Below are 24,670 nucleotides of genomic sequence, written 5' to 3'. Positions count from 1 at the left end.
GACCCGTGCCGGTCACGGTGCCCCGAACCCGGCGGCGGCGAGCACCGCGCGCCCCGCGGGCCCGGTCACGTACGCGACGAATGCCTTCCCGCCCGCGGCGTTCGGCGCCTGGGCCACGACGGAGATCGGGTAGACGTTGACGGTCTCCGCCGCCTCCGGGAACGGAACGGATTCGACCGCCGAGCCGGCACCCTTCACGTCGGTGGCGTAGACGATCCCCGCGTCTGCCTCGCCCGACGTCACTTTGCCGAGGACGTCGGTCACCGACGACTCCTGGCTCACCGGCGTCATGGTGACGCCGGCCGACTTCTCCACCTTCGCGGTGGCGGCACCGCACGGCACCTGCGGCGCACACACGACCGTCTTGACGGAGGGGGAGGCCAGATCGGCGAAGCCCGTCACGTGCGCCGGGTTGCCGGGCGGCACCGCGATGGCGAGCACGTTCGTCGCGAAGTCCACGGGCGAGCCGCTGGTGACCTTCGCATCCACCGCCTTCGTCATGTTCGCCTCATCGGCCGACGCGAACACGTCAGCCGGGGCGCCGGCGGTCAGCTGCGAGACCAGATCGGAGGAGCCGGCGAACGAGAACGTGACCTTCGTGCCGGGATGCGCGGCCTCGAATCGCGTGCCGAGTTCGGTGAACGTCTTCGTGAGCGAGGCGGCGGCGAACACCGTGATCGTGCCGGTCACGCCGTCCGAGGAGCGCGGAGCCGACGGCGTGGATGCGGCCGGGCTGCTGCATCCGGCGAGGGCCAGGGAGCAGAGAGCGACAGCCGCGACTGCTGCGCTCGCCAGTCGGGCGATGCGACGAAGCCCCTTCATCGGGCCACCGCCGGAGCCTCGACGATGACGTTGGTCGCCTTGATGACGGCGACCGCGACCGATCCGAGTTCGAGGCCGAGCTCGCGCACGGCCTCGCTGCTGATGAGCGACACCACGCGATGCGGGCCGCACTGCAGTTCGACCTGGGCCATCACCCGATCCATGACGATGTCGGTCACGAGCCCGACGAATCGGTTGCGCGCCGAGCCCGCGACGCCGGACGGGTCGCCGGGCAGCACCGCGTTCTGCTTGGCCAGCTGAGCGAGCTCCAGTCCGTCGACGACGGTGCGGCCGGCCTCGTCGCGAGCGCTCCCGAGCACACCGCCGTCGATCCAGCGGCGCACGGTGTCGTCGCTCACACCGAGGTAGAGGGCGGCGTCCTTGATCCGAATCTGCGGCATGGATGCCATCCTACGGCCGCAGATGCGGAAATCGAGCTACAACCCGACCCACTCCGAGTCGCCGTCGGTGAAGTGCTGTCGCTTCCAGATCGGCACCCGCGCCTTGATGATCTCGACCAGCTCGGCGCAGGCGGCGAAGGCCTCGGCACGGTGCGGCGCGGCGACCGCGGCGATCAGGGCGAGATCGCCGATGGTGAGCGAGCCGACGCGGTGCTGCGCGGCCACCCGCAGCCCGGTCGTCCGTGCGACCTCCTCGCAGCACTCCCGGAGGAACGTCTCCGCCTCGGGATGCGCGCGGTAGTCGAGCGACACGACGCCCTTGCCGCCGTCGTGGTCGCGCACGATCCCCTGGAAGGACACGACGGCTCCGGCATCGGTGCGCCACACGAACTCGTCGACGGTAGACGGCTCTAGCGGGTCGTCCGTGACGGTGGCCAGGATGTCGCTCATGCGTGGTCTCCTCCCCGCAGCTGGTCGAGCAGGTGCGGGAGCAGGTCGTCCAGCACCGCGAGTCCGTCGGCGACGCCGCCGCGCGAGCCGGGCAGGTTGACCACGAGCGTCGACCCCGCCACACCGACCACCCCGCGGCTGAGGGCGGCGAGCGGGGTCGCCGCTGCGCCGCGCGTACGCAGGGCCTCGGCGACGCCCGGAAGCTGCCGGTCGAGCAGAGCCGCAGTGGCTTCCGGTGTCCGGTCGGTGGGCGAGACGCCAGTTCCGCCCGTCGTGATGAGCACGCGGGGACGCTCGGCGACCGCCTGGCGCAGGGCCGCATCCACCTCGGCGTCGGCGACGACACGCACGTCGGCCGGGAGCCGTCGCTCTGCCAGCCAGTCGGCGATCACCGGGCCGGTGGTGTCCTCGTAGACGCCGTCCGCCGCCCGCGTGGAGGCCACGAGGACGATCGCGGGCGCGGCGACGGCCGGCTCCGTGGATGCGGACTCAGCCGGCGCCTCCACCTCCTCGCCATCGCGCCGCCACTCGCCGCGCTTTCCGCCGCTCTTGGCGACCAGCCGGATGTCGGTGAGGCTGGCGGCCGGATCCACCGCCTTGACCATGTCGTGCAGCGTGAGGCCGGCGACCGCGACGGCCGTGAGCGCCTCCATCTCGACGCCCGTGCGACCGTGTGTCCGCGCGACCACCTCGATGTCGATCGCGCCCGCCTCGGCGTCGAGCTCGAAGTCGACGCGCACGCTGTTCAGCGGAAGCGGATGGCAGAGCGGGATGAGCTCGCTCGTGCGCTTCGCCCCGCCGATGCCCGCGATACGCGCGGTGGCCAGAACATCCGCTTTGGGCAGGTCGTCGGCGGCGACCAGGCGGATCACCTCGGGGGTGGTGACGAACCGGCCGCGCGCGACAGCCTCGCGGTCCGTCTCGGGCTTGCCGCCGACGTCGACCATGCGGGCGCGGCCGTCGGAATCGAGGTGGGTGAGCTGCGTCATAGTGTCCAGACTGTCACGGCGGCGCCGGCGTCGAGCGCCTCCGCCTCGGCGGGCACGTCGATGAGGACTTCGGCGCGGGCCATCCCGGCGACGAGGTGCGACGACGGACCGGAGACGGGGGACACGGCACCCGAGTCGTCGAGACTGCCGCGGAGGAACTGGCGCTTCCCGGGGACCGACCGCAGGCCTTCGCTCAGCGCGGCCTCGACCGGGGGCACGGCCGGAAGACCGGCCGCCGCGCGCAACGGGTCGCGGAGGAACACGACGAACGACACCTGCGTGCTGACCGGGTTGCCCGGGAACGCGAACACCGGGACGCCGCCCACCACGGCGGTCGCCTGTGGGCCGCCGGGCTGCATCGCCACGGTCGTCACGTCGGCGCCGTGGGGGAGCAGCACCTCACGGACGACCTCGTAGGCCCCGCGGGAGATGCCGCCGGAGGTGATGACGAGGTCGCTGCGGTGCAACGCGTCGTCCAGGATGCGTTCGAACGCCGCCGGGTCGTCGTCGCTGCTCGCGCGCACCGACACGGTCGCGCCCGCCTCCTCGACGAGCGCCGCGAGGGCGATGCCGTTGGCGTCGTACACCTGTCCGAAGACCGGGGTGCCGGAGCCGACGAGCTCCGTCCCGGTCGTGAGTACGGCCACGCGCAGGCGGGCCCGCACGCGGACGCTCGCGATGCCCGCGGCCGCGAGGGCGGCGAGGTGCCGGGGGCCTAGCCGGGTGCCGGCCGGGAGGAGCACATCCCCTCGGTGCACGTCGCTCCCGCGCTCGCGCACGTACTCGCCGGCGCGGCGCGACCGGCGGATCTCGACGATCGCCCCGGCCAGGTCGTCGTCGCGGCCGAGCACGAGCTCGGTGTCCTCCACGGGCACGATCGTGTCCGCGCCGGACGGTACGGGCGCGCCGGTCATGATGCGCAGCGCGGTGCCGGCGATCAACGTCATGGGGCTGGTGTGCCCGGCCGGGATGTCGCCCGACACCTCGAGCGCGACGGGCACCGACCGGATGTCGGCCGCGCGCACCGCGTATCCGTCCATCTGCGAGTTGCGGAACAGCGGGAGGTCGACCTCCGACCGCACCTCGTCGGCGGTCACCCGGCCGAGCGCCGCCTCGAGCGGGACCGTCTCGGCATCGGGCTCTTCGGAGAGAGGTGCGAGCATCCGCGCGATGATGCCGGCGTGGTCTTCGACGCTGCGCGGGTGCGCGGAGGGATCGCCTGTCATGCGTTCAGTATCCCGCGTCCGTCCGTCCCGCGGCGTGCTGCTTCGCGCCGCACATTCGTGCCGAATGTGCGTTTACGAGCGCTCATTCCGCACATTCGGCACGAATCTCGGCGTCAGTAGCGGGGCATTCCGGGGTCGATGTCTCGTGCCCAGGCATCGAGGCCGCCGGCGAGCACCAGGCCGGGTCTGCCCGCGTCGGCGAGCAGGCGCCGCGCGGTCTCTGCCCGGATGCCGTGGTGGCAGACGATCACGAGCGGCGCGTCGGGCAGCCGCTCGGCCACTCCCGCCGCGTCCCGCTCCACGACGCCGAGCGGCACCAGCAGCGAGTCGGGCAGCTCGACGATGTCGGCCTCCCACGGCTCCCGCACATCCAGCAGCGTGTGCGGCTCACCCGCCACGAGCCGCGCGTGCAGCTCGGCGGGCGACATCGTGTCGGTCACACCGCAGAACAGGTCGTAGTCGATCAACTCCGTGACAGGCGCCGCCTCCGGATCGCGCTCGTAGGCCAGCTCGCGGAACGTCCCGCGCAGGCCGTCGTGGATGACGACCCGGCCGAGCAGCGGATCGCCCGTCCCGGTCACCAGCTTGATCGCCTCGCTGACCATCAGCCCGCCGATCACGCCGCACACCGACGGCAGCGCGCCCGCCTCGGCGCAGCTCGCCACCGTGCCCGGCGCGGGCGGCACCGGGAACAGGTCGCGATACGTCGGCCCATTCGCGGCCCAGCTGAGCCCCGCCTGGCCTCCGGTCTGGTGCACGGCGCCCCACACGACGGGGATGCCCGCGACCGTCGCCGCGTCATCCACCAGATACCGGGTCGGGAAGTTGTCGCTGCCGTCGAGCACCAGGTCGAACCCGGCGAGGATGTCCGGCGCGTTCTGCGACGTCAGCCGCTCGGCGTACAGGCGCAGCTCCACCTCGTCGTCCAGCGCCCGCACGGCGTCCGCAGCGGACTCCACCTTGACGCGCCCGACAGCGGCGGGCGTGTGGATGGCCTGCCGCGGCAGGTTGCTCGGCTCCACCCGGTCGTCGTCGACGATCCCGATCGTTCCGACCCCGGCCGAGGCGAGCAGCGGGAGCACCGCCGAGCCCAGGCCGCCGGCGCCGACGACGAGCACGCGGGCCGCCCGCAGCCGGCGCTGCGAGACGGCCCCAAAGCCGGGCAGCTGCGTGGTGCGGGCGTAGCGGGCCGTCCGCTCGACGGACAGTTCGGGACCGGGTTCGACCAGAGGCGGGAGGGCCATATGCTCAGCCAATCACACCACCGTGACCCGCACCGAGTGCAGGCCGGTCGCGCCGTCGGGCACGACGTCCTGTACGGCGGCCGTCTGCACCTTCCCCTTCGCGTCCGTCGCGCGGACCCGGAGGGTGTGGGCGCCCGGCGTCGCCTCCCAGGCGAACCGCCACTGCCGCCAGGTGTCGGCCGAGATGGCGTCCGCGAGGGTCGCCTGCTGCCAGGGCCCGTCATCCACCTTCACCTGCACCGCGCTGACGCCGACGTGCTGCGACCAGGCCACCCCGGCCACCGCGACGGACCCGGCTTTCACCTGCCGGCCGGCGGCGGGGACGTCGATCCGGGACGACAGCTTCACCGGCCCGCGCTCCGACCAGCCGCGGTCGGTCCAATACGAGGTGTGCTGGTCGAAGCGCGTGACCTCCATCGACACCACCCACTTGGTGGCAGACACGTAGCCGTAGAGGCCCGGCACGACCATCCGGACGGGATAGCCGTGCTCGAGCGGCAGCGGCTGGCCGTTCATCCCGACGGCGAGGATGGCGTTGCGCTCATCGGTCAGCGTCTCGATCGGGGTGCTCGCCGTCCATCCGTCCTGGCTGGTCGACAGCACCATGTCGGCGTCGGCGGACGGCTTGGCGTGCGCGAGCAGGTGACGGATCGGGTAGCCGAGCCACGTCGCGTTGCCGATCAGGTCGCCGCCGACCTCGTTGGAGACGCAGGTGAGCGTCGTCGTGGACTCCTCCAGCGGCAGCGCCAGCAGCTGGGCGAAGGTCAGCTCGACCTCGTTCTCGACCATGCCGGTGATGCGGAGTCTCCAGTCGTTCGGGTCGATCCCCGGGATCTGCAGCGCCGTGTCGATGCGGTAGAAGTCGGCGTTCGGCGTGACGATCGGCGACAGCCCCGGGATGTCGAACGACGCTCCGGCCGGGATGGGCGGGGCCGTCTCCGCCGGTTTGGGCAGCCGGATCGCCGCGCGGGTGGCGGAGGCCGCCCGGAAGCCGCCGGCCACCACCTGGCCGACGATCAGGGCGAGCGCCCCTCCGGCTGCGGTCGCGGCGGTCGAGCCGACGAACCGGCGGCGGGAGACCCGGCCGTTCGGCGCGACCCGCGTCGGCTCGGTGTCGCGCAGCATCCGCATGAGCCAGCCGAGAAGCAGGATGGCGACGCCGGCCGCGAGCACCGACGGCAGCGCGTCCACGATGCTGTTCCCCGAGCGGGTGACCGCGGCCAGCACCCCGACCGCTCCGCCGAGGCCGATGAGGATGCGTCCGAGCGGCGGCCGGACCCCCTCCAGCCAGCCCGCGATCCCTGCGCCGACCACGACGACGACGGCCAGTGACACGATGAGGAACGCCTTGTCGCCGGTGCCGAACAGGCCGATGACGGCCTCCTTCAGCCACGGCGGCGCGAGGTCGATGAGCAGCGCGCCGACGGTGAGGATCGGGCTGCCGTTCTGCACGACGAACGCACTCACCAGCTCGGCCACGCCGACGCCCGCGACAACGCTCGCGACGCCGGCCCCGGCCGGCCGCCATAAGTCGGACATGGGGCAAACCTATGACCACCGCCTGAGCGCGCGCCACGAGCACGTCGAGCGCGCGCCACGAGCGGCCGCCGCGACGTGGGAGGCTGGGGGCATCATGTCCGATGCCTCGCCGTCCTCCGCCGAACCCCAGAGCCCCCGGCGACTCCGCCTCGAGGACATCCCCGGCTGGGCCGGCCCCGGCTCCGTCACCGAGGACGCCGTGTACGACACGTTCGTCGCCTGGGTGGAGGAGGGCGGCATCCGGCTGTACCCGGCCCAGGACGAGTCGGTGATCGAGATCGTCGGCGGCGCCAATCTCATCCTGAGCACACCCACAGGCACGGGCAAGTCGCTGGTGGCGGTCGGCGCCCATTTCGCGGCGCTCGCCCGCGGGGAGCGCACGTATTACACCGCGCCGATCAAGGCGCTGGTCTCGGAGAAGTTCTTCGCGCTCGCCGACATCTTCGGTGCAGAGAACGTCGGTATGACGACGGGCGACTCGGCGGTGAACCCGGATGCGCCGATCATGTGCGCGACGGCGGAGATCCTGGCGAACCTGGCCCTCCGCCACGGCGACGAGACGCCCGTCGGGCAGGTCGTCATGGACGAGTTCCACTTCTACTCCGACCCCGACCGCGGCTGGGCGTGGCAGGTTCCGCTGCTGACCCTCCCGCACACCCAGTTCGTGCTGATGTCGGCGACCCTCGGTGATGTGACCGCGCTCGCGGAGGACCTGGAGCGCCGCACCGGGCGGACCACCGCGACCGTGACGGGTGTCGAGCGGCCCGTTCCTCTGCACTACTACTACGAGGTCACGCCCGTCCACGAGACGATCGAAGACCTGCTGAGCACCGGTCAGGCTCCGGTCTACGTCGTGCACTTCTCGCAGCTGGCCGCGCTCGAGCGGGCGCAGTCGCTCTCCAGCGCGAAGATCGCCACCCGGGAGCAGCGGGATGCGATCGCCGAGCTGATCGGGGGATTCCGCTTCACGACGAGTTTCGGCAAGACGCTGTCCCGTCTGCTGCGGCAGGGCATCGGCGTGCACCACGCGGGGATGCTGCCCAAGTACCGCCGGCTCGTCGAGCAGCTCGCCCAGCGCGGGATGCTGCGCGTCATCTGCGGCACGGACACCCTCGGCGTCGGCATCAACGTGCCCATCCGCACGGTGCTCCTCACGGCGCTCACCAAGTTCGACGGCACGCGGATGCGGCAGCTGAACGCCCGAGAGTTCCACCAGATCGCCGGGCGCGCGGGCCGCGCGGGATACGACACCGCCGGCACCGTCGTCGCCCAGGCGCCCGAGCACGAGTCCGAGAACCTGAAGGCGCTGGAGAAGGCCGGGGACGACCCGAAGAAGCGCCGCAAGATCGTCCGCAAGAAGGCGCCGGAGGGCTTCGTCTCGTGGGGCGAGCCGTCGTTCCGCCGTCTGATCGAGGCGGAGCCGGAGACGCTCACCTCCTCCATGCAGATCACCAGCGCCATGCTCATCAACGTGATCGGCCGCGGCGGCGACGTGTACGGGCACGTGCACGCGCTCGTCTTCGACAACCACGAGCCGTGGAAGCGCCAGCTCGCCCTCGCTCGGCGTGCGATCGAGCTGTACCGCTCGCTGCTGACCGCCGGCGTCGTCGAGGCGGTCAGGACCGGCGACGGCGTCGAGATCCGGCTGACCGTGGACCTGCAGCCCAACTTCGCCCTCAACCAGCCGCTGTCGCCGTTCGCGCTCGCCGCCTTCGAACTGTTCGACCGGGAGTCGCCGTCGTACGCGCTCGACATCGTCTCGGTCGTGGAGGCGACGCTCGACGACCCGCGTCCGGTGCTCTCCGCCCAGCAGTTCCAGGCACGCGGCGAGGCCGTCGCCGCGATGAAGGCCGACGGCGTGGAGTACGAGGAGCGCATGGAGGCGCTCGAGGAGGTGACGCATCCCAAGCCCCACGACGTGCTGCTTCACGAGGCGTTCGCCACCTACGCGTCCAGCCAGCCGTGGGTCGCCGACTTCGCGCTCAGCCCGAAGTCGGTCGTCCGCGACCTCTACGAGCGGGCGATGACGTTCGGCGAGTTCATCGCGTTCTACAAGCTGGCGAGGTCGGAGGGCGTGGTGCTCCGTTACCTCTCCGACGCCTACCGGGCGCTCAACCAGACGGTCCCGCTGGAGGCCCGCACGGAGGACCTTCGCGACATCATCGAGTGGCTGGGCGAGCTGGTGCGCCAGGTCGACTCCAGCCTCCTCGACGAGTGGGAAGAACTGGTGCACCCGGATGCGGCCAAGCACGCCGCCGGGTCCACCGAGCTCGCCCCTCCCGCGCCGCGGAACGTCACAACCAACCGGCGCGCCTTCTTCGTGCTGGTGCGCAACGAGCTGTTCCGCCGCATCCAGCTCGCCGCCCTCGACCGCGTCCACGACCTCGGGGCGCTGGAGGCCGAAGCGGCCGCGCTCGCCGGGGGAGCCGCGCCCTTCACGGAAGCGCAATGGGATGCGGCCCTGGAGGGCTACTACGCCGAGCACGACGAGATCCTCACCGACGCCTCCGCGCGCTCGGCGCAGATGATCCTGGTGGACGAGAAGCCCGACGGAGCCGAGGGGATCTGGCGGGTGCGTCAGATCATCGCCGACCCCGAGGGGGACCACGACTGGGGCATCACCGCGGACGTCCTCCTCGAGGACTCCGCACGCGAGGGCGTCGCGGTGATCCGGCTCACGGGGGTCGGCCGGTTCTAGCCCCGCGAACGGGGTCGCAGCGGGTTTGACCTGACTGAGGCGTCGTGTGAGTATCGTCACGGTGTCGTAACGCGCCAGGTCCCTTGCATGAACCTCCGATGAACGTTTGCGTCGGGGGAGGCATCCCACACGAGAAAGAGAACGGTGGACCTCACCCTCATCGTCGTGCTGGTCATCGCGCTGGCGCTCTTCTTCGACTTCACGAACGGCTTCCACGACACGGCCAACGCGATGGCGACCCCCATCGCGACGGGCGCCATGCGGCCGAAGGTCGCCGTGGCCCTCGCCGCCGTGCTCAACCTCATCGGAGCGTTCCTCTCCACGGAGGTCGCCAAGACCATCTCCGGTGGCATCATCAAGGAGGGTGAAGGCGGCGTGCAGATCACGCCGGTGCTCATCTTCGCCGGACTCGTCGGGGCGATCGTGTGGAACATGATCACCTGGCTGTACGGTCTGCCGTCGTCGTCCAGCCACGCGCTGTTCGGCGGCCTCATCGGGGCCGCGATCGTCGGCGCCGGGCTCCAATCGGTCGACTTCGTCGTCGTTCTGGACAAGGTCATCCTGCCGGCCATCATCGCCCCGTTCACGGCGGGTGTCGTCGCGTGGAGCGCGACCAAGCTTGCCTACTGGATCACGCGACGCTACGACGGGCGCCCCGACGGCCGCGGCGGCTTCCGGTACGGGCAGATCTTCTCGTCCTCGCTCGTCGCGCTGTCGCACGGCACTAACGACGCCCAGAAGACCATGGGCGTCATCACCCTGACGCTCATCTCCGCCGGCCTGCAGCCGACCGGTTCCGGCCCGGAAATCTGGGTCGTCATCGCGTGTGCGCTCGCCATCGCGATCGGCACGTACTCGGGCGGCTGGCGCATCATCCGCACCCTCGGCCGCGGCCTCACCGAGGTGAAACCGGCGCAGGGATTCGCGGCGGAGACGAGCACGGCGGCCACCATCCTCGCGTCCAGCCACCTCGGCTTCGCCCTCTCGACCACGCAGGTCGCCTCGGGTTCCGTGATCGGCTCCGGTCTCGGCCGGCGCGGGTCCTCCGTGCGGTGGGGCACGGCGGGCCGGATCGCCATCGGCTGGCTGCTGACGCTGCCGTCCGCCGCCATCGTCGGTGCCGTCGCCGGGCTGCTCGCCAACGTCGGGCCGATCGGTGTCGTCATTGACACCGTGGTCGGCACCGCGGTCGTCGTCTACATCTTCTGGCGTGCGCGTCGCAACCGCGTCAGCAGTGAGAACGCCGTCAAGCCGCTGCCGGTGCAGGGCAAGAGCGAGGTCGCGGCGTCCGGCAAGGTCGTCAAGATCGAGAAGGTCAAGCCGCTCAAGAAGGAGCGGCGCAGGAGGGAGTCCGCATGATCGACTGGGCGTCCTTCCTCGTCGTCTTCGGCGCAGCGCTGGTCGGCTCGTGCGTCGTCGTAGCTCTCTACGCGCTCGGGACGCGTCTCCTGGCCGCGGCCGGCCGCGCGCTGTTCGTCGAGCCGGTCGAGTTCACCGACGCCATCACCGTGCTGACCCCGGAGCGCGCGGCCAAGCTGCAGCGCAAGGCCGAGAAGGCGCAGCGCAAGAACCCGTTGAGCACCGGGCAGAAGCGGCTGGCGCTGACCGGCGCCTATGCGTGCTTCACCGGTTGCGCGCTGGCCGTCGTGTACGGGCTGTACCTGATCATCCCGTTCTTCCACCAGTAACGGCGGCCCACTCTTCTGGCCGAGGATCAGCCCGTCCAGGTGAGGGTCACGTGCCCGTGCGGCTCAGAGGTCATGGCCTCCTTCACTCCGGTCAGCTCTGGCGTGACGTCGAGCAGGTCGTACGTCTGCTCCACGTGGCCGACGGGCGCGACGTTGCCGTATCCGACGTCCTGGAGGGTGAACGTGGTGCTCGGGGTTCCGAGCCGGACGGAGATCTCGACGAGCGTGTCGGACTTCCGCACAGCGGTATAGGTGTTGCCGCCGTTCGTGACCGTGGCGATGCCGGCGGCATCCCAGTTCAGTGCGACGCCGCGAAGGCTGTCGCAGCGTCGTGCTCCGCTGATCGAGACGATGCGGTCCGTGTACGTGAAGGCGATGACCGGGACCGCCGCGCGATAGGTATAGCCGTTCCAGTAGATCTTGCCGGGGGCGACGGTCGTGTTCTGGAACAGGTCGACGGTCTGGCCTCCGGAGAAGGCGACCGTCGTCCTGTGGTCGCCCCAGGTCACGGTGTTGTTGCCCTTCGGCGCCCGGGGCTGCGCATCCTTCCGGCCCGTGAGCTCGGACGTCACGTCGACGAACTCGACGCTGCGCTTGGCCCGACCCGTCGCCGCGCTGTTGGTGTAGCCCATCCCGGGCACGACGAGGGTGGTGGATGGTGCTTTGAGCGTCATCTGGACCTCGACCAGCGTGTCGCTCCTCCTCGTCAGCGTGACGGCGTTCCCCAGCCAGTTCACGGTCGCTGTGCCGCTCGCGGTCCAGGTGACCGGCTGGCCGTCGAACAGGTCGACGCGACGGACGCCGTCCACCTCGGCGAGCCGGTCCAGGTAGGTGAAGGCGGTGACCGGGAAGGCGGTGCGGTATCCGTAGCGGGCGAAGAACTGCTCGCCGGGCGCTCGCCGGTCGACGCGGTTGATGTCGGTCGTCTCGCCCCCGGAGAAGGTCGCCGCGAGGGTGTAGTCGCCCCAGGTGAGCTGCACGTGCCCGTGCGGCTCGGTCGTCACCTCCTCCTTGACCCCGGTGAGTTGGGGGGTGATGTCGAGCAGATCGAATCTCTGGTGCACACGACCCGCTGAGGCGGAGCTGGCATAGCCGAGGTTCCGGACCACGAATGTCGTGCTGGGCGTCCCCAGCTGGACGGCCACCTCGACCAGCGTGCTGGACTTCTTCGTCGCCGTGTAGGTGTTTCCGCCATCGGTGACCACCGCGGTTCCCGAGGTGTCCCAGCGCAGTGGCGCACCGGGGAGGCTGTCGACGCGGCGCGCGCCGTCGATGCCGACGATCTGGTCGGTGTAGGTGAAGCCCGTGACGGGGGTGGCAGCGCGGTAGGTGAACGGGCTCCAGATGGTGGTCCCGGGATTCAGGGTCCTGCTCTGGGTCAGGTCGAAGGTCTCGCCGCCCACGAAGGCGACCTTCGTAGGGCCGGGGGAGTAGACCAGCGTGATGTCTGTGGTCGTCCCGGTGGTGAAGGTCGCCTCCGGCGCGGCCTTCGTCGCCTTCGGGGCCACGCTGCGATAGCCGTCGATCACCGGGGCCGTGACCGTCAGCGGGTCGCCTCCCGCGCCGAAGGTGTCGACGTCGGGAGCGATGGGGCGGCCTCCCTCGTCCTGGAAATGGACGGTGGCCATCGCGGGCCGGTGCAGGAACCGCGGGCTCACCGACCACATCTTCGGAAAGGCTCCCATCGGGATGGCGTCCGCGTTCACGTTGCCGCTGAGGTAGTCGAGGTAGAAAGCGGCCCACTCGTTCCTCGGGTCGACGGCGTATCCGTACGCCGACGCGTTGTGCAGGTCGGGATAGGGGAAACCCTTCCGGCTGTAGCTCATCTGGTGCCCGAGTTCGTGCAGGGCGTAGTTCGTGCTCAGCTCGATGTCGTTCGTCGGAGCGACGTCTGAGGGAGCCCCGGTTCGGGGGCGGATCGTGAAGTACTCGAATCCGGCTCCCCTTGTCGTGGTGTCGTTGTAGTACGCGGGCATGGTCACCCCGCCGTTTCCGCCTTTCGACATCAGCATGATCGAGTCGTACTCGGCCGGAGCGGACCATTCCGCGAAGCGGTCCGCGAACTCCCACTCATGCAGCCTCCGGTCCGTTTCGGTCGCCGTATGGGGTTTGTCGATCCACTTCACGGTCGCGGTCGCCCGCACCCCGGCCCGGCTCGTGAGGAGGTACACGAACTGATCGACCACATACTGCGTGTACTTCTTCTCGTCGGCCGTGACGATGTGACGAGCGGGGTCGCCCGGGAAGGTGACGTCCGAGACCCCGACGAACAGGAACTTCCAGGTCGGCTTGGAGAGGGGAGCCGTGTAGTCCCGGGCGGCCCCCTGCCTCTTCGCCTGATCGACCGCGCGGCTGACGATCTCCGACGCCGCCATCGGGGTGGAGGCGGCACTCGCGGGAGCGACGGTGCCCAACGGGACGGCAGTGGCCCCGAGGAGGATGCCGGCCGTGACGGCGGTCGCGACCGCGGCCTGCCTGAGGGATCGAGGAGATCGGGCCATGGTGCTCTCTGTTCGAAGGTGTGGCCGCGTCAGCGGCTTCCGGGCCGCCGGGTGTGGAGGCCTTCACCCTGCAAGACGTGCGTTATCCGCATTCGTGACGCGGGCACGCCGAAGGGCTGGAGGATCCGTCCGGATCCTCCAGCCCGTGTGGCCGATGGTCAGCCGACCTGGCCGGCGCCCCAGGTGAGGTTCAGGTGACCCTTCGCCTCGGTCGTCTGAGCCTCCTTCGCACCCGTCTGCTGCGGCGTGACGTCGAGCAGGTCCGTGGTCTGCTTGAGAGTGCCGAACGCTGCCGTGTTGACGTATCCGGCGTCCCAGGCGATGAACGTCGTGCTCGGGGTTCCGAGCTTCACCGACACCTCGACGCGCGTGTCGGACTTCCGGACGACGGTGTAGGTGTTGCCGTCCTTCGTCACGGTCCCGACGCCCGCGGCGTTCCAGGTCAGCGGGATGCCGGCGAAGGAGTCCGCCCGGCGAGCGTTCTGAGCGCTGTCGATCTGGTCGGAGTACGTGAACCCGGTGACCGGCGCCGTCGCGCGGTACGTCCAGTTGCCGGAGTGCGCGGTGTTCACCGGCAGCACCTTGGTCTGCGTCAGATCGGTCGTCTCACCGCCGAGGAACGTCACCTTGGTCGCCCACGTCACGGTGGAGATCGCCTTGGGCGCGGTTTGAGCATCCTTCGTGTTGTCGAAGCCGGAGACGACGCTCAGGAGCTCGAGCGTGCGGGTGCCGCGGCCCGTCGGCGCGCTGTTGACGGAGTCCATTCCGGTGACGACGAAGGTGCTGGACGGGGTTGCGAGCGTGACCGAGATCTCAGCGAGAGTGTCGGATTTCTTCACCACCGTGACGGCACGGCCGGACCAGACGAAGGATGCGGTGCCCGCGGCGGTGAACGTGATGGGCTGGCCGCCGAAGGAGTCGAGGCGCTTGACCCCGTCGGACGCGGTGAGCCGGTCGGTGTACGTGTAGCCGCTGACCGGGATCCCCGTGCGGTAGACGAAGGACTCGTTGAACGTCTCTCCCTGGCCACGCGTGCTGGCACGCGTGATGTCGTTGGTCTCGCCGCCGACGAAGATGGCCTTGACCCTGTAGGCGCCCCACGTGATGTTCGTGTGTCCGTGCGGCTCGGTGGTCAGCGGCTCCTTCACGCCGGTCAGCTTCGGAGTGATGTCGAGCAGGTCGAACATCTGCTGAACCCGAGCCGTCGGTGCGACGTTTCCGTAACCCGTGTTGTAGATGGTGAACGTCGTGCTGGGTGTCTTCAGCTCGACGGAGATCTCGACGAGGGTGTCGGACTTCTTCCGCAGGACGTATTGATTGCCGTCCTTCGTGACGCCGGCGACCCCGTTGGCTCCGAAGGTGACGGAGACGCCGGGAAGGCTGTCGACGCGTCGGGCGCCGTCGTTGCCGACGATCTGGTCAGTGTAGGTGTAGCCGGTCACGGGGGCTGCCGAGCGATAGGTGTAACTGTGGAAGTACACCCCGCCCGGCGTGGCCGCCTGGTTGTAGTTGAGGTCGACCTCCTGGCCGCCCACGAAGGCGACCTTCGTCGGGGTGGTCGAGTAGACCAGGGTGATCTCGGTGTTGGTGCCGGTGGTGAACTGTCCGTCGGCCGGGGCACTGCCGGACTTGACCGAGACGGTCCGGTAACCGTTGACCATCGGTGCCTTGATCGAGTAGGCGTCCCCGCCGACACCGAAGGTGTTGATGTCCGGCGCGAGGGTGCGGCCCGCCTCGTCCTGCAGGTGCACGGTCGCCATTGCGGGGTTATGCATGAAGCGCGGGCTGACCTGCCACATCTTCGGATAGGTGCCCTGAGGGACGCCGTTCACGTTCACCTTGCCGGTGAGGTAGTCGACGTAGAACTTGTACCACTCGTTCCACGGGTCCGAGGCGTACCCGTAACCGGAAGCGTTGTGAAGTTCGGGATACGGGAAGCCCACCGTGTTCATGGAGACAGCGTGAGCGAACTCGTGAATCATGATGTTGGTGTCACGAGAGATGCTCTCGGCCGGGAGGGAGGGGTACCCGGGGGTGCTGGTCTGCGGCGTGATGGAGACCCAGGAGTATGCGGCTTCGCGCGCGTTGGCCCAGTTCCATGCCCAGGTCAAACCGGCGTATGCGCTGCCCGGATTGAACCTCGACGCCACCATGATGCAGTCGTACTCTGCGACCCCGGAGACGCCCTTGAGGATGTCCGCCGTCTCCGACGGCGAGAGACCGCCGTCGGTGCCGGCGGTCGTGAAGGGAGCGTCGACCCACGTGACGGTCGGCGTGATGGTCACGCCGGTGTCCCGGCTCGTCGTGTCCACGAACTGGTTGATCACGTTCTGGGTGTACGTGCGGGCTGCCGTGTCCAAGGTCTGGCGCGATCCGCTCGGATACTTCACGTCGGCGACACCGACGAACAGCACCTTCCAATTCGGTTTGCTGATCGGCGCTGTGTAGTCGCGGGCGGCGCCCTGCTTCTTCGCCTGGTCGATTGCCCGGCTGATGATGTCGGCGGCCGCGACCGGGCTGGAGGTTGCGGCGCTCGCCGGCGCGGCGGCGCCGAGCGGGACCGCCGCCGCACCGGCGAGGACGCCGGTGGTGATGACGGTCGCGAGCGCGGCGCGTCGGAGGGAACGATGGATTCGGGTCATGGTGCTCTCTGTTGGGGGAGGCGTCGCCAATCGGCGACGCAGGCGCACCCGAAGAGCGCGCCCACCCCTAGAGACGCGCGAATACCCGCATTGTGACGGAGCCGGACTCAGTCCGCCCGGAGCATCAGTCCGTCCCGCGCAGCCGTGCGATCGACGCCATCACGTGATAGACGACGATCGCCGCGATGGCGCCCAGTGCGATCCCGTTGAAGGTCAGCTGGCCGAGGTTCAGCGTGAAGTCACCGACACCGATGATGAGCGCCGTCGCCGCCGTGAACTGGTTGACCGGCTTGGAGAAGTCGACCTTGTTGTCGAGCCAGATCTTCACGCCGATGATGCCGATCAGGCCGTACAGCGCGGTGGTCACACCGCCGAGCACGCCCGCGGGGATGGTGTTGATGACGGCGCCGACCTTGGGGGAGAGCCCCAGCAGCACGGCGACGATTCCGGCGACCCAGTAGGCCGCGGTGGAGTAGACGCGCGTCGCCGCCATCACGCCGATGTTCTCGCCGTAGGTGGTCGTCCCCGAGCCGCCGAAGAAGCCGGCGATGGTGGTGGCGACGCCGTCCGCGAAGAGCGCCCGGCCGGTCAGCCGGTTGACCGAGGGGTCGGTGAGCTGCGCGACACCGCGGATGTGCCCCACGTTCTCGGCGATCAGGACGAGCACGACCGGGAGGAACGCGGGCAGGATGCCCCAGGTCGCCGCGGGGGAGACGAACGGGTTGGCGGGCAGAGTGAACTGCGGGAAGCCGATCCACGGAGCCTTGGCCACGGCGTCGAAGTTCACCTGACCGACGATCACCGCGAACACGTACCCGACGGCGACGCCGAGGAAGATCGAGAGCCGGCCGAGCATCCCGCGGAAGAGGACGGTGCAGAGGATGACCGCGGCCAGCGTCACCAGGGCCGTGACGGGCGCCTGGACGAAGTTGTTCTTCGCGGCGGGAGCCAGGTTGAAGCCGATCAGGGCGACGATCGCGCCGGCCACCACCGGCGGCATGAGCCCGTCGATCCACCCGGTCCCGGTCGCGATGACGATCAGGCCGACGACGGCCAGGAGGACACCGGTGACGACGATCCCGAACAGGGCGGACGGCATTCCGTCGGCCTTCGTCGCCGCGACGATCGGGACGATGAACGCGAACGACGAGCCGAGGTAGCTGGGCAGCCGGTTGCCGGTGATGACGAGGAAGAGCAGCGTGCCGACGCCCGAGAACAGCAGGGTCGTCGCGGGCGGGAAGCCGGTGAGCAGCGGCACCAGGAACGTCGCACCGAACATGGCGACGACGTGCTGGGCGCCGAGCCCGATCGTGCGGGGCCAGGTCAGCCGTTCGCCGGGCAGCACGATCTCGTGCGCGCCCACCTTCTTGCCATCACCATGCAGCGTCCAGGGGAGTGCCATGCGTGTCCTTCGGAGGTCGTGAGTCGGAATAGGCTTGGTGCTGCGCATTCGCGCATTACTCGACGAACCTGAGTCTTCGCCGTCCACCGCCCACCGATCCTACGGGAGTCCACCATTTCCGCATCGACCAGCGCGCCCACCTCCACGGGGCGCTTCGACCGCTTCTTCGAGATCAGCGCCCGCGGCACGACGTGGGGAACGGAGGTGCGCGGCGGCGTCCTCACCTTCGTCACCATGGCGTACATCGTCATCCTGAACCCGCTCATCCTGGGCGGGACGAAGGATGTGGTGGGCCACACCCTCGGGACGACGCAGGTCGCCGCCGTCACGGCTCTGAGCGCCGGTGTGATGACCGTGCTGTTCGGCCTGATCGCTCGGCTGCCGTTCGCGTTCGCGGCCGGGCTCGGCATCAACTCGTTCCTCGCCGTCAACGTGGTCAAGATCCTCACCTGGCAGGAGGCGATGGGCCTCGTCGTCATCAACGGCGTGATCATCGTGCTGCTCTCGGCGACCGGGTTGCGGAAGCTCATCTTCAACGCCGTCCCGGCGCCGCTGAAGACGGCGATCACGGTCGGCATCGGTCTCTTCATCGCGTTCATCGGCTTCGTCGACAGCGGGTTCGTCCGCACCACGACGCTCTCGTCGCCGCCCGTCCAGCTCGGTGAGGCCGGATCCATCGCGACACTCCCGACCATCACCTTCCTCATCGCCCTCGTCATCATGGGCGTGCTGATGGCGCGAAAGGTGAAGGGCGCGCTGCTGATCGGCATCGTCGCCGCCACGGTCGTCGCGATCATCGCTGAGGCCATCTGGCACGTCGGACCGTCGATGGGCAAGAACCCGGCCGGCTGGAACCTGACTGTGCCGCAGCTGCCCACCTCGCTCGTCTCCCTGCCGGACCTCAGCCTCGTCGGCCAGGTGGACCTGTTCGGGGCCTTCGGACGCATCGGCGCGCTCGCCGCGATCATGCTCATCTTCACGCTCGTCTTCACGAACTTCTTCGACGCCATGGGCTCGATGACCGGCCTGGCACGGAGCGCCGGCCTGGCGAACGAGGACGGCACCTTCCCGCGCCTGCAGCCCGCGCTCATCGTGGAGGGTGTCGGCGCGATCGTCGGCGGTGGCACCTCGTCGTCGTCGAACACGGTGTTCGTCGAGTCGGCCTCCGGCATCGGCGAGGGAGCGAAGACCGGCTTCGCCAGCGTCATCACCGGTGCGCTGTTCCTGCTCGCGATGTTCTTCACCCCGCTGACCCAGGTGGTCCCGCTGGAGGTGGCCGCCGCCGCGCTCGTCGTGGTCGGCGCCCTCATGGTGGTGCAGATCAAGCACATCGACTTCACCGAGTTCTCGGTGGTGCTCCCGGTGTTCCTGACGATCATCGTCATGCCGCTCACGTACTCGATCGCCAACGGGATCGGGGTCGGCTTCATCAGCTGGGTTCTCATCCGCTCGCTCGCCGGCAAGGCCCGTGAGATCAGTCCGCTGCTCTGGATCGTCGCCGCCGGCTTCCTCATCTACTTCGCGCGCGGTCCGATCGAGGGGCTGCTCGGGCAGGTGTAGGGCCGGGGTTTCCTCAGGGTTCACTCGGGGGTTATCCGGATACCGGGCGCGACCGCGAATCGGTTGGATGGAGACATGACCACGACCAGCACCCCGTACCAGACCGCCACTCCCGACCGCACCCTCAGCATCACGAGCTTCGCGCTCGGACTCGCCTCCATCGTCTTCGGCTGGACGCTCATCGCTCCGGTCGCCGGCCTCGTCGTCGGCATCATGGCGTTGAAGCGCGAGCCGCTGGGAAAGACCTTCGCGGTGTGGGGCATCGTCCTCAACGCCGTGATGCTCGCCGGCGCAGCGTTCTTCGCCCTCCTCGCCCTCGTGGGCATCGGGTTCGGCGTCCTGGCGCTGCCGTTCGCCTGGCTGTAAGTCGACAGGGGACAATGGGGGGATGGAACCATCCCCCCTCGTCCGGCCGCGCAGCTTCGTGGTGCGCGGCCGCAAGACCGAAGCCCAGTCGCGCGCGATCGACGAACTCTGGCCGAGCTTCGGCGTCGACTTCGACGGCTCGCCGCTCGACCTGGACGCGATCTTCGGACGCACGGCGCCCCGCGTGGTCGAGATCGGCTTCGGCAACGGCGAGAACCTGCTGACCCTGGCGGAGCGCCACCCCGACCGCGACTTCCTCGGCATCGAGGTGCACGGTGCGGGCATCGGCCGGGTGCTCGGCGCGATGCGGGATCGCGGACTCACGAACATCCGCCTCGTGCGGCACGACGCGGTCGAGGTGTTCGAGCGCGGGCTCCCCGCAGGCTCGGTGGATGAGATCCTCATCTTCTTCCCCGACCCCTGGCCCAAGGCGCGTCACCACCGGCGCAGGCTCATCCAGCCGGAGGTCGCCCGACTGCTCGTCGCCGCGCTGTCCCCGGAGGGCGTGCTCCGGCTCGCGACCGACTGGGAGCCGTACGCCGAGCACATGATCGAGGTGCTCGACGCCGAGCCCGGTCTTGTGAACCTCGCGGGCGATGCGCACTTCATCCCGCGCCCGGACGACCGCCCGGTCACCAAGTTCGAGCGCCGGGGCGAGCGCCTCGGCCACGCCATCTTCGACCTCGCGTACCGTCCCACTCGCTGACCCGCCCGCCCGCAGACCCCATCCGTCCGTCCACGACGGAAAGGGAGGTCATCCGGTCCCACACCCTGCCGGATCGCCTCCGTCCCCCGCGTCGAACCTGCGTGTCGACGAGAGTCGCCTCCTTTTCCGTCCGGCCACCGCCGAGGACGGAAAGGGAGGCGATCCGCATCCCGCACCCGGCGCGCCGCAGGAAACGGAGGGCCGCGGACGGCCGCCGGCACCGGATCACCTCCCTTTCGGGGGCGCACGCTTCCGACCTCAGGAACCGCCCGGGTTCGTAGGATGGGCGCATGACGCATGCGCGCACGGTCGACGAGCTCCGGTCCGCTTTCGAACGAGGGGTCACCAAGCCGCTCGCGTGGCGCCTCGACCAGCTGCGGGCGCTGCGGCGCATGCTCACCGAGCGGTCCGCGGAGTTCGAGGATGCGCTGCTCGCCGATCTCGCCAAGAGCCCGACCGAGTCGCAGATCGCCGAGCTCGGTTTCGTCGTCGGCGAGATCGACCACACGCTCAAGCACCTGCGCCGCTGGCTGCGGCCGCGCCGCGTGTCCGTTCCCGGGGCACTGCTCCCGGCACGCGCATCCACGATGCTCGAGCCGGTCGGCGTCGTGCTCGTCATCGCGCCGTGGAACTACCCCGTGCAGCTGCTGCTCGCCCCGCTGGTGGGCGCGCTCGCGGCCGGCAACGCCGTTGTGCTCAAGCCCAGCGAGCTGGCCCCCGCCACGTCTGCGGCGATGGCGCGCCTCATCCCGCTGTACCTCGATCCCAGCGCCGTCGCGGTCGTCGAGGGCGGCGTGGAGGACACCACCGACCTGCTCGCCCAGCGGTGGGACCACATCTTCTACACCGGCAACGGCCGCGTCGGCCGCATCGTCGCCGCCGCAGCGGTCGAGAACCTCACCCCGGTCACGCTGGAGCTCGGCGGCAAGTCGCCCGTCTACGTCGATGCCACGGTGGACATCGCCGCCGTCGCCCGACGCATCGCCTGGGGCAAGTTCATGAACGCCGGGCAGACGTGCGTCGCGCCCGACTACGTGCTCGCCGAACGTTCCATCGTCCCGCGCCTCGCCGACGCGCTGCGCGACGCGGTCCGCGACCTCTATGGCGACGACCCGGCGCAGAGCCCGGACTATGGCCGCATCGTCAACGACCGCCAGTTCGAACGGCTGACCGGGATGCTCGGCTCGGGCACTGCGGCGGTCGGCGGCGACCACGACGCCGCGACCCGGTACCTCGCTCCGACCGTGCTCACCGATGTCGCGCCCGAGTCGCCCGCGATGGCGGAGGAGATCTTCGGCCCCATCCTCCCGATCCTTCCCGTCGACGGCCTCGACGACGCCATCCGCTTCATCCGCGTGGGGGACAAGCCGCTCGCCCTGTACGTGTTCACCTCGAGCGCGACGGCCCGCCGCCGCATCCTCACCGAGACCAGCTCCGGCGCGGTCGGCTTCGGTGTCCCGGCCGCGCACCTCGCGGTCGCCGGGCTCCCGTTCGGTGGCGTCGGTGAGAGCGGCGCCGGCGCGTATCACGGCGAGCGATCGCTGCGGACCTTCAGCCACGAGAAGGCCGTGCTCAGCAAGCCGCTCAGCCCCGACACCATGCAGCTGATCTACCCGCCGTACACCGAGGCGAAGGACCGCTTCGCGCGCGGTCTGCTGCGCAAGCTGGGCTGATCCCGCAACCGTCCGCTGCGATGGACATCGTGTCGAAGGAGTGTGGAGATGGGCGACAGGTCGTCCAGTGGGCCTCACAGACCCGGGGGTAGGCTCGGCACTGCCGGAGGCCACGAACGTCCGGCGCCCGAAAGACATGCCAACGCACAACGAGAGGCAACGGTGCCAACCGTGAACCCGACAGCAACCATGGACGAGTCGAAGACAGCCCCCATCCCCGTCGTCACCCCGTCCGGACTCGTCGTCACCGACGCGTCCGAGAACGTCTCCGACGTCCCGACCCCCAGCGCGGAGGGGCGCCCGACCCGCATCGAGACCGATTCGCTCGGCAGCCGCGAGATCCCGGCCGACGCGTACTGGGGCATCCACACCTCGCGCGCGCTGGAGAACTTCCCGATCGCCAAGCGCCCGATCTCCGTCTACCCGGACCTCATCGTCGCCCTGGCCAGCGTCAAGCAGGCCGCAGCACGCGCCAATGCCGAGATCGGGGTGCTGGAGGCGCACAAGGCCGAGCTGATCGACCGCGCCTGCCAGCTCATCATCGACGGCCGGTACCACGACCAGTTCGTGGTCGGCGTGATGCAGGGCGGCGCTGGAACCTCGACGAACATGAACGCGAACGAGGTCATCGCCAACATCGCCCTCGAGCTCGACGGGCACGAGAAGGGCGACTACTCCCACCTGCACCCGATCGACGACGTCAACCGCAGTCAGAGCACGAACGACACGTACCCGACCGCCATCAAGATCGGCCTCACGTTCGCGCTCGGGCACCTGCTCGACGAGCTCGCGCTGCTGCGGGACTCGTTCGCGGCCAAGGCGGCCGAGTTCCGCAACATCCTGAAGGTCGGCCGGACGCAGCTGCAGGATGCCGTGCCCATGACCCTGGGCCAGGAGTTCCACGGCTTCGCCACCACGCTGACGGAGGACCACGCGCGCCTGACCGAGACGAAGTGGCTGCTCGCCGAGATCAACCTCGGTGCGACCGCGATCGGCACGGGCATCACCGCGGATCCGGGCTACGCCGCCGCCGCCGTCCGTCACCTGAACGTCATCACCGGCCTGAACCTCGAGACCGCTCCCGACCTCATCGAGTCCACAAGCGACGCCGGCGCGTTCATGTCGTTCTCCGGCTCGCTGAAGCGCAGCGCGATCAAGCTCTCGAAGATCTGCAACGACCTCCGCCTGCTCTCCTCCGGACCCCAGGCGGGTCTCGGCGAGATCAACCTCCCGGCCCGCCAGGCCGGCTCCAGCATCATGCCCGGCAAGGTCAACCCCGTCATCCCCGAGGTCGTCAACCAGGTGGCCTTCTCGGTCGCCGGCGCGGACGTGACGGTCACCATGGCGGCCGAGGGCGGCCAGCTGCAGCTCAACGCCTTCGAGCCGGTCATCGCGCACTCCCTGCTGCAGAGCATCACGTGGATGGCGCAGGCGTTCCGCACCCTCCGCATCAACTGCGTGGACGGCATCACGGCGAACGAGGAGCGCCTCGGTGCGATGGTCGGTTCGTCCGTCGGTGTGATCACCGCGCTCACCCCGCACATCGGCTACGCCGCCTCCGCCGCCCTCGCCAAGTCGGCGCTGCTGACCGGCCGCAACGTCGCCGACCTCGTCGTCGAGGCGAAGCTGATGAGCCGCGAGGAGGTCACCCGGCTGTTGTCGCCCGCCCGTCTGAGCGGCCTGGAAGTCGTCACGACGGCCATCCCGGTGATCCAGGCGGACGCCATCCGCGAGGCACGCTCCGATACCGAGTGAGAGCCGGGGCTCGTCAGCTCCGTCATCGAACGCAGACTTGTTCGTCTACTCCAGTGGACGGATGCTCGCCTTCCCGCTGGCCCAGCGGGTCGACGCGGCTCCGCCGGAAGGAGCGACGGATGCCGCGAGGCGAGAGACGGATCGTGGACCGCTTCCTGCGGTCGCTGGAACGGGTGCCGGGCGTCCACGTCGTGGATGCCGGCGCATTGCTGCTGCAGGTGCTGACCCCGGACCTCCGGATCGTGGAGGTGCGGGTGGAGGAGGATGCGCTGCTCGCCAACGCCCGCCTGGTGGCCGACGACGCGGCTCTGCACGGGCTCTCCGGCACCGACAGCGTCGACCGGTCCTTCACCCTGTTCTTCCTGCACATGCAGGCGGCCGTAGGGTCCGGTCCGCTGCAGGGGGTGCGGAGGCTCCGCTACACCGCTCGGGGCGTGGTCCCGGACGGGCGCGCTGGAACGGAGACACAGACGCGCAATCAATAGCGGACATTGGTGTCTAGGCTTTTCGCCCCCGACCCGGGCATGGTGAGCACAAGCCTGTATAGAGGTCGTTATGCCCGACATGACGACAAGGGTGCCGGCACCGGGGAATCTCGCTGCGCCGAGTGCCGGCACCCGACCTTCTCCGACTCCCGTCAGTCGGACGGCGCGGGACCGGCGGCCGGAGGATCGTCCGCCGGGAGCTCGTCCGTGCTCAGCGGCACGGTGCATTCGAAGCCGTACACCGCGCAGGGTGGAGTGCCGCGGAGCGCGGAGAACGCGTAGACATCGACGACGGCGGCGCCTCCGAGCTGGGAGGGTCGGCGGATGCGGCTGGGCGGCGTTCGGGAGAGGGAGGGCACCGAGAGGGTGGTCTCGCTGCCGTCGCGGGCGACCAGGACGCAGGTGAGCATCCATCCGTCCGCTTCGTCGGGGATCATGCTGCGACCCTAGGCTGTGCGGCCGCTCAGGTCGATTCCCCCGTCGGAGGGGAGAAGAAATCGGTGCCGTCCGCGGGGCCGATGTG

The 24,670-nt window shown here is 69.8% G+C and carries 20 protein-coding genes; 9 read left to right on the top strand and 11 right to left on the bottom strand.

The features are described 5' to 3' along the window. Positions 1 to 12: 12 nt before the first annotated feature. The 7 genes from modA to ABIC47_RS00135 all read right to left on the bottom strand — a co-directional run bounded on the left by modA (position 13) and on the right by ABIC47_RS00135 (position 6,671). On the bottom strand, positions 13 to 822 hold the full coding sequence (modA, locus tag ABIC47_RS00165; protein ID WP_354476239.1) for a molybdate ABC transporter substrate-binding protein: 810 nt from the start codon (positions 820 to 822) through the stop codon (positions 13 to 15). Next, positions 819 to 1,223, bottom strand: coding sequence for a TOBE domain-containing protein (locus ABIC47_RS00160; RefSeq protein ID WP_089875280.1), 405 nt, complete (start codon positions 1,221 to 1,223; stop codon positions 819 to 821). The genes modA and ABIC47_RS00160 overlap by 4 nt, the downstream gene beginning before the upstream one ends. 36 nt (positions 1,224 to 1,259) lie before the next feature. Then, positions 1,260 to 1,673, bottom strand: coding sequence for a molybdenum cofactor biosynthesis protein MoaE (locus ABIC47_RS00155; protein WP_018190418.1), 414 nt, complete (start codon positions 1,671 to 1,673; stop codon positions 1,260 to 1,262). Continuing rightward, the gene (gene moaCB / locus ABIC47_RS00150) at positions 1,670 to 2,662 is read right to left on the bottom strand and encodes a bifunctional molybdenum cofactor biosynthesis protein MoaC/MoaB (protein WP_354476236.1); all 993 of its coding nucleotides are present in this window, start codon (positions 2,660 to 2,662) and stop codon (positions 1,670 to 1,672) included. Before moaCB ends, ABIC47_RS00155 begins: the two co-directional genes overlap by 4 nt. After that, the gene (locus tag ABIC47_RS00145; protein WP_354476234.1) at positions 2,659 to 3,888 is read right to left on the bottom strand and encodes a molybdopterin molybdotransferase MoeA; all 1,230 of its coding nucleotides are present in this window, start codon (positions 3,886 to 3,888) and stop codon (positions 2,659 to 2,661) included. Before ABIC47_RS00145 ends, moaCB begins: the two co-directional genes overlap by 4 nt. Before the next feature lie 113 nt (positions 3,889 to 4,001). Beyond that, positions 4,002 to 5,132: a ThiF family adenylyltransferase gene (locus ABIC47_RS00140; protein ID WP_354476232.1), complete on the bottom strand. Its 1,131-nt coding sequence runs from the start codon at positions 5,130 to 5,132 to the stop codon at positions 4,002 to 4,004. Positions 5,133 to 5,144: 12 nt separating this feature from the next. Beyond that, on the bottom strand, positions 5,145 to 6,671 hold the full coding sequence (locus ABIC47_RS00135; RefSeq protein WP_354476230.1) for a molybdopterin-dependent oxidoreductase: 1,527 nt from the start codon (positions 6,669 to 6,671) through the stop codon (positions 5,145 to 5,147). Between the two features lie 94 nt (positions 6,672 to 6,765). Here ABIC47_RS00135 and ABIC47_RS00130 point away from each other — a divergent pair, with 94 nt between their 5' ends. The 3 genes from ABIC47_RS00130 (at position 6,766) to ABIC47_RS00120 (ending at position 11,057) form a co-directional block, all read left to right on the top strand. Beyond that, positions 6,766 to 9,369 carry a DEAD/DEAH box helicase gene (locus ABIC47_RS00130; RefSeq protein WP_354476228.1) on the top strand — a complete coding sequence of 868 codons (2,604 nt, stop codon included), beginning with the start codon at positions 6,766 to 6,768 and terminating at the stop codon, positions 9,367 to 9,369. A 144-nt stretch (positions 9,370 to 9,513) separates the two neighbouring features. Beyond that, positions 9,514 to 10,728, top strand: a complete 1,215-nt coding sequence (locus ABIC47_RS00125; protein ID WP_354476226.1) for an inorganic phosphate transporter — start codon at positions 9,514 to 9,516, stop codon at positions 10,726 to 10,728. Beyond that, positions 10,725 to 11,057, top strand: coding sequence for a hypothetical protein (locus tag ABIC47_RS00120; RefSeq protein ID WP_020075169.1), 333 nt, complete (start codon positions 10,725 to 10,727; stop codon positions 11,055 to 11,057). The genes ABIC47_RS00125 and ABIC47_RS00120 overlap by 4 nt, the downstream gene beginning before the upstream one ends. A gap of 26 nt (positions 11,058 to 11,083) precedes the next feature. Here the strand turns inward: ABIC47_RS00120 and ABIC47_RS00115 are convergent, their stop codons facing one another. The 3 genes from ABIC47_RS00115 to ABIC47_RS00105 all read right to left on the bottom strand — a co-directional run bounded on the left by ABIC47_RS00115 (position 11,084) and on the right by ABIC47_RS00105 (position 17,602). Beyond that, entirely contained in the window at positions 11,084 to 13,558 is a 2,475-nt protein-coding gene (locus ABIC47_RS00115; RefSeq protein ID WP_354476224.1) for a MucBP domain-containing protein, read from the bottom strand. A gap of 158 nt (positions 13,559 to 13,716) precedes the next feature. Beyond that, entirely contained in the window at positions 13,717 to 16,200 is a 2,484-nt protein-coding gene (locus tag ABIC47_RS00110) for a MucBP domain-containing protein (protein ID WP_354476222.1), read from the bottom strand. A 124-nt stretch (positions 16,201 to 16,324) separates the two neighbouring features. Beyond that, entirely contained in the window at positions 16,325 to 17,602 is a 1,278-nt protein-coding gene (locus tag ABIC47_RS00105) for a uracil-xanthine permease family protein (RefSeq protein ID WP_018190427.1), read from the bottom strand. 204 nt (positions 17,603 to 17,806) lie between these two features. On the opposite strand from ABIC47_RS00105, the gene ABIC47_RS00100 reads away from it, so the two are divergent. From ABIC47_RS00100 to ABIC47_RS00075, 6 genes are all read left to right on the top strand, one after another. Beyond that, positions 17,807 to 19,162, top strand: a complete 1,356-nt coding sequence (locus tag ABIC47_RS00100; protein ID WP_018190428.1) for an NCS2 family permease — start codon at positions 17,807 to 17,809, stop codon at positions 19,160 to 19,162. Positions 19,163 to 19,237: 75 nt separating this feature from the next. Then, entirely contained in the window at positions 19,238 to 19,528 is a 291-nt protein-coding gene (locus ABIC47_RS00095) for a hypothetical protein (protein ID WP_018190429.1), read from the top strand. A gap of 22 nt (positions 19,529 to 19,550) precedes the next feature. Continuing rightward, positions 19,551 to 20,234 (top strand): tRNA (guanosine(46)-N7)-methyltransferase TrmB, encoded by a 684-nt coding sequence (gene trmB / locus ABIC47_RS00090; protein ID WP_354476219.1) that lies wholly within the window; start codon positions 19,551 to 19,553, stop codon positions 20,232 to 20,234. 290 nt (positions 20,235 to 20,524) lie between these two features. Then, the gene (locus ABIC47_RS00085) at positions 20,525 to 21,907 is read left to right on the top strand and encodes an aldehyde dehydrogenase family protein (RefSeq protein ID WP_354476217.1); all 1,383 of its coding nucleotides are present in this window, start codon (positions 20,525 to 20,527) and stop codon (positions 21,905 to 21,907) included. Positions 21,908 to 22,096: 189 nt separating this feature from the next. Further along, the gene (locus ABIC47_RS00080; protein WP_089875291.1) at positions 22,097 to 23,662 is read left to right on the top strand and encodes an aspartate ammonia-lyase; all 1,566 of its coding nucleotides are present in this window, start codon (positions 22,097 to 22,099) and stop codon (positions 23,660 to 23,662) included. A gap of 119 nt (positions 23,663 to 23,781) precedes the next feature. Continuing rightward, the gene (locus ABIC47_RS00075; RefSeq protein WP_354476215.1) at positions 23,782 to 24,147 is read left to right on the top strand and encodes an ABC transporter substrate-binding protein; all 366 of its coding nucleotides are present in this window, start codon (positions 23,782 to 23,784) and stop codon (positions 24,145 to 24,147) included. A 152-nt stretch (positions 24,148 to 24,299) separates the two neighbouring features. On the opposite strand, the gene ABIC47_RS00070 is transcribed toward ABIC47_RS00075, so the two are convergent. Next, positions 24,300 to 24,584 carry a hypothetical protein gene (locus tag ABIC47_RS00070; protein WP_354476213.1) on the bottom strand — a complete coding sequence of 95 codons (285 nt, stop codon included), beginning with the start codon at positions 24,582 to 24,584 and terminating at the stop codon, positions 24,300 to 24,302. Positions 24,585 to 24,670: the final 86 nt, after the last annotated feature.

Origin of the sequence: Leifsonia sp. 563, assembly GCF_040545055.1 — a bacterium.
In the GTDB taxonomy this organism is placed as follows: Bacteria; Actinomycetota; Actinomycetes; order Actinomycetales; family Microbacteriaceae; genus Leifsonia.
Note: the sequence above shows the minus strand (reverse complement) of the source record. Positions and strands in the feature narration are given on the sequence as shown.